The organism is Pseudomonas sp. 1152_12 (assembly GCF_052850675.1).
Genome location: NZ_VXCW01000005.1, coordinates 423590 through 436049, shown reverse-complemented (window position 1 = coordinate 436049; position 12460 = coordinate 423590). Strand labels below are relative to the sequence as shown.

Annotated in this window: 11 protein-coding genes and 1 pseudogene; 3 read left to right on the top strand and 9 right to left on the bottom strand. The window is 61.1% G+C overall.

Features of this window, described 5'->3' with window-relative positions; all coding sequences use genetic code 11:
• Positions 1 to 15 precede the first annotated feature (15 nt).
• The 4 genes and pseudogenes from FW764_RS12345 to FW764_RS12330 all read right to left on the bottom strand — a co-directional run bounded on the left by FW764_RS12345 (position 16) and on the right by FW764_RS12330 (position 4476).
• Complete coding sequence (locus FW764_RS12345; protein WP_446434191.1) at positions 16 to 858, bottom strand: methyl-accepting chemotaxis protein; 843 nt, start codon at positions 856 to 858, stop codon at positions 16 to 18.
• Between the two features lie 18 nt (positions 859 to 876).
• A pseudogene (locus FW764_RS12340) lies at positions 877 to 1101 on the bottom strand (HAMP domain-containing protein); the annotation flags it as partial.
• Positions 1102 to 2097: 996 nt separating this feature from the next.
• Positions 2098 to 3510: an aminotransferase-like domain-containing protein gene (locus tag FW764_RS12335; protein ID WP_446434154.1), complete on the bottom strand. Its 1413-nt coding sequence runs from the start codon at positions 3508 to 3510 to the stop codon at positions 2098 to 2100.
• A gap of 204 nt (positions 3511 to 3714) precedes the next feature.
• Positions 3715 to 4476 carry an SDR family oxidoreductase gene (locus FW764_RS12330; protein WP_446434153.1) on the bottom strand — a complete coding sequence of 254 codons (762 nt, stop codon included), beginning with the start codon at positions 4474 to 4476 and terminating at the stop codon, positions 3715 to 3717.
• Between the two features lie 231 nt (positions 4477 to 4707).
• Between FW764_RS12330 and FW764_RS12325 the strand changes: the two genes are divergently transcribed.
• Positions 4708 to 5715, top strand: a complete 1008-nt coding sequence (locus tag FW764_RS12325) for an NADP-dependent oxidoreductase (protein ID WP_446434152.1) — start codon at positions 4708 to 4710, stop codon at positions 5713 to 5715.
• Positions 5716 to 5803: 88 nt separating this feature from the next.
• On the opposite strand, the gene pyrF is transcribed toward FW764_RS12325, so the two are convergent.
• On the bottom strand, positions 5804 to 6502 hold the full coding sequence (gene pyrF / locus FW764_RS12320) for an orotidine-5'-phosphate decarboxylase (RefSeq protein ID WP_446434151.1): 699 nt from the start codon (positions 6500 to 6502) through the stop codon (positions 5804 to 5806).
• Between the two features lie 260 nt (positions 6503 to 6762).
• Here pyrF and FW764_RS12315 point away from each other — a divergent pair, with 260 nt between their 5' ends.
• The gene (locus FW764_RS12315) at positions 6763 to 7527 is read left to right on the top strand and encodes a response regulator (RefSeq protein ID WP_446434190.1); all 765 of its coding nucleotides are present in this window, start codon (positions 6763 to 6765) and stop codon (positions 7525 to 7527) included.
• The gene (locus tag FW764_RS12310; protein ID WP_446434150.1) at positions 7527 to 8561 is read left to right on the top strand and encodes a sensor histidine kinase; all 1035 of its coding nucleotides are present in this window, start codon (positions 7527 to 7529) and stop codon (positions 8559 to 8561) included. Before FW764_RS12315 ends, FW764_RS12310 begins: the two co-directional genes overlap by 1 nt.
• A gap of 116 nt (positions 8562 to 8677) precedes the next feature.
• Here FW764_RS12310 and FW764_RS12305 read toward each other — a convergent pair whose 3' ends face one another.
• The 4 genes from FW764_RS12305 to FW764_RS12290 all read right to left on the bottom strand — a co-directional run bounded on the left by FW764_RS12305 (position 8678) and on the right by FW764_RS12290 (position 12387).
• On the bottom strand, positions 8678 to 9739 hold the full coding sequence (locus FW764_RS12305; RefSeq protein WP_395608376.1) for an AI-2E family transporter: 1062 nt from the start codon (positions 9737 to 9739) through the stop codon (positions 8678 to 8680).
• 72 nt (positions 9740 to 9811) lie between these two features.
• Positions 9812 to 10630, bottom strand: coding sequence for a DUF4892 domain-containing protein (locus FW764_RS12300; RefSeq protein WP_446434149.1), 819 nt, complete (start codon positions 10628 to 10630; stop codon positions 9812 to 9814).
• A gap of 102 nt (positions 10631 to 10732) precedes the next feature.
• Positions 10733 to 11587, bottom strand: a complete 855-nt coding sequence (locus FW764_RS12295; RefSeq protein ID WP_446434148.1) for an alpha/beta hydrolase — start codon at positions 11585 to 11587, stop codon at positions 10733 to 10735.
• Positions 11584 to 12387, bottom strand: coding sequence for an alpha/beta fold hydrolase (locus FW764_RS12290; RefSeq protein WP_083359343.1), 804 nt, complete (start codon positions 12385 to 12387; stop codon positions 11584 to 11586). Before FW764_RS12290 ends, FW764_RS12295 begins: the two co-directional genes overlap by 4 nt.
• Between the last annotated feature and the right edge of the window lie 73 nt (positions 12388 to 12460).

The following is a 12460-nucleotide window of genomic DNA, read 5'->3' as shown; positions in this document are numbered from 1 at the left end:
GCCGCCACGCAGCGATCAGAGGCGGAAGTGCCCCACCATGCCCTTGAGCTCAGCCCCCAGCTGCGCCAACTGAATACTCGACGCGGCATTGCCTTGCATGCTCAACGCCGACTGATCGGCGCTCGCACGAATACTGGTGACGCTACGATTGATCTCTTCGGCCACCGAGCTTTGCTCCTCTGCCGCCGCAGCAATTTGTTGATTCATCTGCTGGATCAATGACACCGCTGCCGCGATGCTGCCCAATGCACTCTCGGTTTCCAGCGCATCGCTGACCGCCAGCTTTACCAGTTCGCCGCTCTGCTGGATCTGCTGCACCGACGACTGCGCCGCACTGCGCAACGTGCTCACCAATCGTTCGATTTCCTCGGTCGATTGCTGAGTGCGCTTGGCCAGCGCCCGCACCTCATCGGCCACCACCGCAAAACCTCGCCCTTGCTCGCCAGCACGGGCCGCTTCGATGGCGGCGTTGAGGGCCAGCAGATTGGTTTGTTCGGCCACGCTCTTGATTACGTTCAACACGGTACCGATGTTCTGGATTTCCGCGCTCAGGCTTTCGATACTGGCGCTGGCACTGGTGCTGGAGGTTGCAAGCAACTCAATACGCTGCAGGCTTTGCCGCACCACTTGCTGGCCGCTATCGACTTTGTCATCGGCAGTCTGGGCGGCTTGCGCAGCCTCTTCGGCGTTGCGGGCCACGTCATGCACCGTGGCGGTCATCTGGTTCATCGCCGTGGCGACCTGCTCGGTCTCTTCCTTCTGGCTGCTGACTTCGACGTTGGTCTGTTCGGTCACGCTGGAGAGTGAATGTGCCGAACTGGCCAGTTGCTCGATTCCGGCCTGCAACCCGCTGACCATCTGACTCAGGCCGCTGCCCATCTGTTGCATGGCTTGCATCAATTGACCGATTTCATCACGACGGCTGACCTCCATCCGCCCACTCAGGTCACCGGCAGCAATCTGCTGGGCCACGGCGATTACACTGCGCAACGGCGCCACGATCAGCCGGGTAATCACCCACGCTGCGATCAGCCCCACCAAAAGGGCCAGGGCTGACGAGCCGATGATTAGCAGCGCGCTTTTTTTCAATTGCGCCCGCATCGATTGATCTTCAGCGCCATACGCCTGGTTGACACGGCTGACCACTTGATCGGCGCGGTCATGCAATTGCTTGTAGACGACTTTTTCCTGGGCCAGCAGCCCGGTGTACTCGCCGAGCTTTTCGCTGAACGCGGCGATATGCACGGACACCTCGTTGAGCACGGTCTGATAACCCGCATCCTTGACCGAGGTTTTCAGCCGCTCGACTTGCGCCAGGGCCTGGTCGGCCTGTTCGATCTTGCCCTGCTCGGCGTTGTCGGCGTCGGCCTTGCGGCTCTGATCAAGGCGTACTCGCGCTTCATTCATGGCTTGCAGCATCAATCGCGAAACCTCGCTGACCTGACCCGCCTGCTCGATAAACTCGGCGCCCTCCTTGCCTTGGCTTTCCTTGAGGCCATAGGCGCCATCATCAGCCAGGCCAGCTTGCAGCACGTCAAGGTTATTGGCCACGCTGGACACCGACCAACTGGCCATTTCCAATGCCAGGTCTTTGGTCTGGGTCAGCTCGACAAACTCGTCGAACGCCTTGCGATACTCAGCCAACGCCTGTTCGACTTCGCTCATCACCGGCACATTGGCCGCGGATTGGGCCTTGAGACTGGCGGCCAACGCGACCAGCGCATCGACACTTTCATGCAGCGCATCGACAGCCTTGGGATCGGCGTGCAGCGCGTAGTCCTGCTCGATCAAGCGCACCTTGAGTAGGCCGCTGTTGAGCGAAGACATCGTCTTGAGCCCTTCGAATCGCTGGCCAACGGTTTGCAGGGACCACACACCAATGGCCGCCACCAGTGCCGTCAGCAACAGCACCAGAGTGAAGCCAAAACCCAGTTTTTTCGCCATACCGAGGTTGGCGAAACGTCGTTGCACGGCCGAAATCATTGCACCTGAATCCTCTTGCAATGGCAGATGCCATCAAGCCTGGTTTCCATTCAGCGAGATTCGCAACGACGGGCTATCGGCACAAGACGTTGGCGCCACAATAATGGCAAAAAGCTACATCTTCGTCGTTTTCAGAATGGTCGAGGTCGATCTGGCAGGCCCCATGGCACGGAACAACGCCAACGCCCGCTGATCAGAAGCATAGGCCACATTGATGCGCAGCCAGTCACTGTGTTCACCCTTGGGACTGAACAGCGCCCCAGGCGACAACAACACACCGAGCTGCCGAGCACACGCCTGCAAGCGTGAACGGTCGCCGACCACCGGCCGAGCCCACACAAACATGCCCCCGGCAGGTACAGCGAACACCTCCCACTCTTCGTCCTCCAACACCTGCAGGGTCGCGGCCATTTGCGTATTCAAGCGCTTGCGCAGGCGCTGCACCCATTTACGGTAGGTGCCGTTGGCCAATAGCGTGGCAACCACCGCCTCGGCAAACCGCGAAGTACCGATGCCCGTCAGCGTCTTGAGCGCGGCCATTTGCGTGATAAACGCTGCGCTGGCGCTGAGATAACCCACTCGCAAGGCACTGCTCAGGGTCTTGGAAAAACTCGAGATATAGATCACCCGCCCCTCATGCGGCAGCGCCGACAGGCGCGTGCAACTGGCGTGCTGCAAGTCGCCGTAGATGTCCTCTTCGACGATCAGGAAATCTTCGCTGCACGCCAGTTGCAGCAGGCGCTCGGCCACCATTCGGCACACGCTGGTGCCCGTGGGGTTGTGATACAGGCAATTGATGAACAGACACTTGGGACGGTGGCTTTGCAGCAGCGTCTCCAACACGGGGATGTCCGGACCACCCACAACGCGCGGAACCTCCAACAGTTTGACGCCGTGGCGTTCCAACTGACGATAAAGGTTGGCATACCCCGGCGTCTCGACCACCACCGTATCACCGGCCTTGAGCAGTGTGCGTATCAACAGGTCCTGTGCATGGCTGACGCCATGGGTGGTGAGAATGCAATCGAGGTGAGTGTCCACCTTTATCTGGGTCAGCCGCTTGAGCAGTTGCTCGCGCAGCACCGGCAACCCCAACGGCGTGCTGTAATCGAACAGGCCTGCGGTGTCGGTACGGCTGATCTCACGTATGGCGTAGCAAATATCATCGCTTTCGCGCCAAGCATCCGGCAACCAGCCGCATCCCAGCTTCAACTCGCCCAGCGGGCCATCGACATAAGCGCCCCAGCCCAGCTCGGCACCTTCATACCAGTGGCTTTCAAGGGAAACCGGCGGTTGGGCCACCCTAAATCCCGACCCCTGTTTTGACACCAATAACCCCTGCGCCACCATTCGCTCAAAGGCTTCGATTACGCTGGACTGACTGAGCAAGTTGTCGAGGGCTAATTGCCGGATGGACGGCAAGCGGGTGCCGGGGCTTGCCCCACTGTTGCGAATCCATTGCGCGACGGCGCTGACGATTTGCTGCACCACCGGTACAAGGGCTTGTCGATCGATCCCTAAATCCATGAGCCACTCACTTCAACTGTCTGTTAATCAACCCTAAACAGTTAAGCACAGAAGCTCGGTTCAGCCGGCCGTAAAAACTTATTAAAGTATTGATTTTATTGAGTTATTTACCTGCTGATACACATTCTGACGAGGCCTTGTGCCAGCCTTGGAAACGCCCCACAGCGTCCCTGGCCTTTTTCGAATAGGCTGTGGTATCGCGTCCTAGATCGCCGTCGCGCCACCGTCCACGGCCAGCGCCTGACCCGTGGTGAAGGCTGCACCGTCGCTGCACAGGTACAGCACGGCGCTGGCAATTTCCTCCACTTTTCCAATGCGCCCGACCGGGTGCATGGCGGCAGCAAACTCAGCCTTGCGCGGGTCGGCTTCATACGCACGGCGGAACATGTCGGTGTCAATCACCGCAGGGCACACCGCATTCACGCGAATTTTCTTTTTCGCGTACTCAATGGCTGCCGATTTGGTCAGGCCGATGACGGCGTGCTTAGAGGCAGCATAGATACTCATCTTCGGCGCCGCGCCCAACCCCGCCACCGACGCCGTGTTGACGATCGCCCCGCCGCCCTGGGCCAACAGCAGCGGCAACTGATGCTTCATGCACAACCACACGCCCTTGACGTTAACGCCCATGATCGCGTCGAACTCATCCAGGCTGCCGTCGGCCAGCTTGCCCTTCTCGATCTCGATCCCGGCGTTGTTGAAGGCATAGTCGAGGCGCCCATAGGCCGCGACGGTTTTTGCCATCAACTGCTGCACATCCGCTTCCAGCGTGACGTTGCAGCGAACAAACAGCGCCTCGCCACCAGCGCGTTGAATCAGCGCAACCGTGCCCTCGCCGCCCGCCACGTCCAAGTCGGCAACCACTACTTTCAGACCTTCGGCGGCGAATGCCAACGCGGTGGCGCGGCCAATACCAGCGGCGGCGCCAGTCACCAGGGCGACCTGGCCGGAAAACGTCATGCTCATGGGGGATGTCCTATGGAAAAAATAGCCGTGGGCCGAGTCTAGCCAACGCCAGCACGGCAGCGTCAGCACTATCAGAAGGCCGGTGAGCGCTGTATGAATTGCAGTGATAAGGCCACTACTGGCCTCACTATCAACCAGGCCTATCGGCGGGCATTCGCCCCCCTCGTACAACCTTGCCCTCAGACCATTCCAGGTCTATCACTAAGGGCTCATTTCTAAAGAGTCCTTGCCATGACTGCCCAGACCAACCGCCAGTTCCTGCTCGCCAAACGCCCGGTCGGCGCGGCCACGCGGGACACCTTCACTTATCAGGAAGTGCCGGTGGGCACACCGGGGGATGGGCAAGTGCTGGTGCACAATGAATACCTATCCCTGGACCCGGCGATGCGCGGCTGGATGAACGAGGGCAAGTCCTACATTCCGCCTGTCGGTATTGGTGAAGTGATGCGCGCGCTGGGGGTGGGACAGGTGATCGCCTCAAATAATCCGAAATTCGCGGTGGGCGACTATGTAAATGGCGCGCTGGGCGTGCAGGACTATTTCCTCGGCGAGCCACGTGGCTTCTATAAGGTCGACCCGAAACTGGCACCGCTGCCGCGCTACCTGTCTGCCCTCGGCATGACGGGCATGACCGCCTACTTTGCCCTGCTCGACACGGGCGCGCCCAAGGCGGGTGAAACCGTGGTGATCTCCGGCGCTGCCGGAGCGGTGGGCAGCATTGCCGGGCAGATTGCCAAAATCAAAGGCTGCCGCGTGGTGGGTATTGCCGGGGGCGCCGACAAGTGCAAATTCCTGGTGGATGAGTTGGGGTTTGATGCCGCCATTGATTACAAGAGCGAAGAGGTGACTGCCGCCCTCAAGCGCGAGTGCCCTAAAGGCGTGGATGTGTATTTCGATAACGTCGGCGGCGACATTCTCGACGCGGTGCTCAGCCGTCTCGCGCTGAAGGCGCGGGTGGTGATCTGTGGTGCCATCAGCCAGTACAACAATAAAGAAGCGGTGAAAGGCCCGGCCAATTACTTGTCGCTGCTGGTTAATCGTGCGCGCATGGAGGGGTTTGTGGTGATGGACCATGCGGCAAACTTTGCCGCCGCCGGGCAGGAAATGGCTGGGTGGATGGCGCAGGGCAAGCTCAAGAGCAAGGAGGATATTGTCGAGGGGTTGGAGACTTTTCCGGAGACATTGATGAAGCTGTTCAGTGGGGAGAATTTTGGGAAGTTGGTGTTGAAGGTTAGCTGACCAGCTGATTCCCACGCGCTGCCTGGGAATCAGCCCGGGACGCTCTGCATCACAAGAGGCGTTCCCACGCAAAGCGTGGGAGCGTTCGTCAGGCGATTTCGGCGACTACGGCGGCCAACGCTTTGGCCGGATCCGCCGCCTGGCTGATCGGACGACCAATCACCAGATAATCCGAACCTGCATCCAACGCCTGACGCGGAGTCAGAATGCGCCGCTGATCATCCTGTGCACTGCCCGCCGGACGAATCCCTGGGGTGACCAGTTGCAACGACGGGTGAGCCGTCTTCAAGGCCTGGGCTTCCAGCGCCGAGCACACCAGACCATCAAGGCCAGCCTTCTGCGCCAGGGCCGCCAGGCGCAATACCTGCTCCTGAGGCTCGATATCCAAGCCGATGCCGGCCAGATCCTCACGCTCCATGCTGGTCAACACCGTCACACCGATCAGCAGCGGTTTCGGCCCGCTGCGCTGTTCCAGCACTTCACGGCACGCTGCCATCATGCGCAAACCGCCGGAGCAGTGCACATTGACCATCCATACGCCCATCTCAGCCGCGGCTTTCACCGCCATAGCCGTGGTGTTGGGGATATCGTGGAATTTCAGGTCGAGGAACACTTCGAAACCTTTGTCACGCAAGGTTCCAACGATGTCCGCCGCGCAACTGGTAAACAGTTCCTTACCGACCTTGACCCGGCAAAGCTTGGGGTCCAACTGGTCAGCCAGCTTCAGTGCGGCGTCACGAGTGGGGTAATCCAGGGCGACGATGATAGGAGTCTGGCAGAAGGACATTTGAATGGGCTCTCAGGCAAGTCGAAATCGGCGCGGATTGTAGCGCAAGCGGCGCCGTCGCGGGATCCGATGATCGGTAAAATACTGATCAAGCGCCCATAACCCGGCATTTCAAGCAATTGTGTCAAGGCCGATACATTCACGACATGCCCTCAACACGCACCGCGTCTAGCCTCGCGCACATGACCGCCCGTACAGCACTTCCAGCCATGGGGCTGGGCGCCTATGCTGACAGCAACAACCAGGCAGATGATCGCACTATGCATACCCCTACCGCCGCTGTAAACGAAGCGCAGAAAGACGCGGTGATCGCCGAAGACAAGCGCTGGAGCACGCGCGCGCTGATCGTCGATGACGATGTACCGATTCGCGAACTGCTGATCGACTACCTGGCGCGCTTCAATATTCTCGCCATTGGTGTCACCGACGGCACGGCCATGCGCACCGCCATGCAAGCCGAAACCTTTGATGTGGTGGTGCTCGACCTGATGCTGCCGGGCGAAGATGGCCTGTCGCTGTGCCGCTGGTTGCGCGCAGAATCGGACATCCCGATCCTGATGCTCACCGCGCGCTGCGAACCCACCGACCGCATCATCGGCCTGGAACTGGGCGCCGATGACTACATGTCCAAACCCTTCGAACCGCGCGAGCTGGTGGCACGCATTCAGACCATCCTGCGCCGGGTGCGAGATGACCGTACCGAGCAACGTGCCAACATCCGTTTCGACAACTGGCGCCTTAACAGCGTGTTGCGTCAACTGGTGGCCGACAATGGCCTGGTGGTGCCGCTGTCCAACGCCGAGTTTCGCTTATTGTGGGTGTTTATCGAACGCCCGCGCCGCGTTCTGAGCCGAGAACAACTGCTGGACGCCGCCCGTGGCCGCTCCATCGAGGCGTTTGATCGCAGCATCGACCTGCTGGTCTCGCGCCTGCGCCAGAAGCTTGGGGACGACCCCAAAGCACCGCAATTGATCAAGACCGTGCGTGGCGAAGGTTACCTGTTCGACGCGCGGGATATCGGTTGATGCGCGCTACCTTCAATACGCTGTTCGGCAGGCTGTTCGGCGTATTGCTGGTGGCTATTGTGTTGGCCCATGTGCTGGCGTTCTTCTGGTTTCACCACTACGGCCCGCCACCGCCGCCGCCGCCGGAAACCTTCGTCGAGCAGCCGGACGGCACGATGAAGCCCCTGCACCGGCATCATCGCCCCTGGTTTGGTGGCCCGGTGGTGCCGCTGACATTTCAGTTTATCTCGCTGATCATCGCGGCGTGGTACGGCGCCAAACTGCTTAGCCGACCGATCCAGCGCCTGAGCGCAGCCGCCGAACGCTTGAGCCTCGACCTTGATAGCCCGCCGCTGAACGAGTCCGGCCCTCGGGAGGCACGCCAGGCCGCGTCGACGTTCAACCTGATGCAAAAGCGCATACGTGAGCAAGTCAGCCAGCGCGCACGCATGCTCGGCGCGGTCTCCCATGACCTGCGCACCCCGCTGTCACGCCTCAAGCTGCGCCTGGAACAAATCGAAGACACCAAGCTGCAAGGCCAGATGCGCCAGGACCTGGATGACATGATCAGCATGCTCGACTCCACCCTGAGCTATCTGCACGAACAACGCACGGGCGAAACCCGGCACTGGCTCGATGTACAGGCGTTGGTCGAATCACTCAGCGAGAACGCCCAGGACCAGGGCTGCGACGTGCAGTTCGCGGGCAATTGCGCGCCCTTGCAGGTGCAACCGATGGCCCTGCGTTCGTGCCTCAACAACCTGATCGACAACGCCTTGCGTTATGCCGGCACGGCACGGATAGAGCTGACGGACAGCCGCGAAGCCCTGGTCATCCGCGTGATCGACCACGGCCCGGGAATTGCGGCGGACAAACGTGAGGCGGTGTTCGAACCGTTCTTTCGTCTGGAAGGTTCACGCAACCGCAACTCAGGCGGCGTCGGCCTGGGCATGACGATTTCCAAGGAGGCAGTGGAACGCCTCGGCGGCCGCCTGAACCTGGAAGAAACCCCCGGCGGTGGCTTGACCGCCGTCATGTGGTTGCCCCGCGCCTAAAAGGCCGACCATGGTGAAAAAATGTGGGAGCAAGCTTGCTTAAGATTGCGGCGGTTCAGTCAACGCAGATGCCGACTGTCACACCGCTATTGGGAGCAAGCCCCCTGCCACATTAGTTACAAGGGTTTGTCTTCGCGACGAACTTGAGCCTGGGTTGCACTCCAATCCGTCAGCAAGCTGTAAGCAACCGCCAACAAGGTCGGGCCGATAAACAGGCCGATAAAACCAAAAGCAATCAGCCCGCCAAACACGCCCAGCAGCACAATCACCAGCGGCAGGTTGCCGCCTCGGCTGATCAGGTACGGTTTGAGCACGTTGTCCACGCCGCTGATGATGAACGTGCCCCACACACCGAGGAACACCGCATAAGTGTAATCGCCCTTCCATGCCAGCCAGGCCGTGGCCGGGATCCACACCAGCGGCGGGCCCATGGGGATCAGGCTGAGCAGGAAGGTGACGATGCCCAGCACCAGCGCGCCCGGCACGCCGGCAATCAGGAAACCGATCAGCGCCAGCAAGGCTTGGGCGGCGGCCGTACCGATCACACCGTTGACCACCCGTTGCACAGTGCCAGCCACCAGTTCGATATAGTAACCGGCACGGTCGCCGATCAGGCGTTCCAGCAGGCGATGCACAAACGTCGCGAGGCGCGGCCCGTCCCGGTAGAAGAAAAACACGAACACCAGGCTCAGGGTCAACTCGAGGATACCGCCGCCGATCTGCGCACTGCGCGCCAGCAGCCAGTTGCCGACCTGACCCAGGTACGGCTTGATGCTGACCATCAGCGCCGCGCCCTGCTGGTCGATGCTGTCCCACGTCGCCACCAGGCGCTCGCCAACAAAAGGAATCGAACCCAGCCAGGTCGGCGCGGCAGGCAGGCCGTCGACTTGGATATCTTTGATCAGACCCACCGCGTCACGCACATGGTCGGCCAAGTTGAAGCCCAGCCACACCAGCGGCACCGCCACCAGCAACATCCAACCCAAGGTCAGGATGCCCGCCGCCAGGGATTCCCGGCCACCCAGCCAGCGGGTCAACAAGCGCATCAGCGGCCAGCTGGCAAACGCTAGCACCGCGCCCCAGAACAGCGCCGACCAAAACGGCGCCATGACCCAGAAGCTGGCACCAAACAGCACCAGCAGCAGGATTTGCACCAGTAGGCGATCGTTATTGAGCATCGGGTATCTCGAGAATAAGGCTGTAGGAAGAGAGCTTAGGCGAACGGCGCGGGTCCGTTCGCCCTGTTACGGTCAGCGTATCAGATGCAGGTGCAAACCCTTAGCGTCACCGGTGCCGGTTTCCAGGCGGGCGGCACGTACACCGCTGTCGATCAAGCCTTGGCGCCAGGCTTCGGCGGTGGGCCCGGTCAGACTTACGCGCAGCGTAGCGTCGAGGTTCAAACCACGCGAAATCAGCGTCAGCCAAGTAGCGTCAGGTTCGGCTCCAAGTGCCGGGAAGTCTAGTTCACCGGTGCTTTTCAACTCGCGCAGCAAGGTCGCCGACGTGGGCAGCAAGTTCCCCAGCGGTGCGCCGGCGTCCATCTGTTCTACATGCAGATACGCGCGACGGTTGCCACGGGTGATGCCGTAAAGCGCCACCAGCGAGTTGTCCTGGGGAGCGGCCAGGCGCAACAGCAGGTATTCCTGCTGGCCATCGGCGCCGACCAGCTTGGCGTTGCCGAACACTTCATTGGCCCACAGACTGCTTTCACCACAATCGCGAGCCTGGCACCAGAACAACAGCTGCGCGCCCTTGGCCTGCAACGCTTCGCGCGTCGCGGTAAACGCAGCGCTGGAGGTGTGTTCGGCGGGCAGCTCATAGGTAATGGCGGTGGTTTGGCCGCGCGCCGTGGCTTGGCCTTCGTAACGCAACTGGCCGCTGATTTTGCGGATCGCGCCCATGGGGTAGATGCGTTCCTTTTCTTCAGCGGGGCGGTAATCGACGATTTGCGCATCGACCTGGCGGGGCACAGCAGGTAAATCCTGGCTTCGCGGCACGTCGACGGCGAAAACCAAGGGGCTGAAGCAGCACAGCCCGAGGGCACGGATACATCCTTTACCCAGGCTCATCGGATCGGTGTGCCCTGGCCATCGGAGGTCGCAGCGGTGTTGAGATCGTACATGGTTGACTCCCTTTCAATCCGCCCAGCCTCGGCAGTTGCCCGCGCCAAGTCAAGGCGCGTGGAAGAACCGATTGAAACAGTCTGCAACAAGGATCGCGCCGGGCTCATCATTAAGGTGTAAATGATGGCCTCCCGGCAGCGTGTTCACCGTAAAGGGTAGCTGGGAAAGCAATTCGGAATGTTTCACCAGCATGCCGTCAGCCGCGACCACCAACTGTGTAGGGCAACCCACACGACGCACGAAAGCCATCGCCTGCTCATCAGTCAGGCGCACCGGCGACGCAAGTGTCAGACGACTGTCCGTACGCCAGGTGTAACCACCCGGCACCGGCATCAAACCGCGCTGGGCCAGCAGTTCCGCTGCTTCGCGGCTGACGGCCACCACGCCTTTCATACGCGCCTCAACCGCCCGATCCAGCGTGCTATAGACCGGTTTGCGCTTGCCCTGCAGGTTCAATTGCGCCTGCAACGCCATGCCTAGCCGCTCGGCGGCGTTCTCGCCAGTGGCGGTCGGCGGGACCACGCCGTCGATCAACCCCAGATGCGTCACCCGCTCCGGCAAGGCGCCGGCCAGCACCACGGAGACGATAGCGCCGAGGGAGTGGCCAAGTAATGCAAAACGTTTCCAGCCCAGCTGTTCGGCGACTTGCAGCACATCAAAGACGTAATCCCACAGGGAATAACCGGCCCCTGCAGGGCGATGCGCCGAATGCCCATGGCCGGCCATATCCAGCGCGACGATACGCAAACCGTGCAGCTTCGGCGCCAGCCGCGCGAAGCTGTTGGCGTTGTCCAGCCAGCCATGCAAAGCGATCACCGGCAAACCGTCCTCGGGACCAAACAAATGCGCCGCCAACTCGATGTGCGGCAGGCTCAGGCGGACTTCTTCGACTGGCGTGCTCATGCGCAACTGCGCTCGCGGGCTTGCCAGCGGCAGAACAGGTTTTTGATCAAGGTCGCAGTGTCTTGGGGGCGTTCGAGGGGGAACATATGGCCACCGGGCATGGTGAGCATTTCGCCCATGGGCAGGCGGTCGACGCCGCTGGCATGGTGACGCATCACCACCCGACTTTGACGGCCACGGACTACCGCCAGCGGCACCTTCAACTGGCGAACCTGGCCGGGGCTGGTGTGGGGCACGCCCCGGTAGATGCTGATTTCGGTAGCCGGATCGAAACGCAGGCGCAGGCGATCGCCGACCTGTTGCAGGCCATGTTGCAGGTAAGCATCAAAGCACTCCGGGTCGAACCCGCGAAACAGCGTCTTGCCGGCGAAGTAGCTGCGCGCGGCATCCAGGTCGGTGAACTCTTCACGTCGGCCCAAGGTGCGGCCGGCCGGGGTCAGGCGGTCGATAAAACCGAAACGCTTGGCGGCGCGAATCACCCAGCGGTCGGCGCGGGTCAGCACCGGCGAATCGAGCATCACCACGCCGCGGTACAACTGCGGGCAGCGCATGGCCGCGTGCAAATGCAACACGCCGCCCAGGGAATGGCCCACGCCCCACACCGGTTCTGGCTGCAGTTCCAGATGGTGGATCAGCTCGTCCACCAGGTTCTGCCAGTTGTCGTCCACCGGAAACCTGGGGTCGTGACCGTGCTGCGGCAGGTGAGCCACTGCATATTCCGGGGCCAAGGCGGCAAACAACTTGCCATAGGTGGCCGAAGGGAAACCATTGGCGTGGGCAAAAAACACGTGCTGCGACATACCGAACTCATCTACAAAAACAGAAGTGGATTGTCACCACGCCTGAGCAACACAGCAATGACTGTAACTGCCA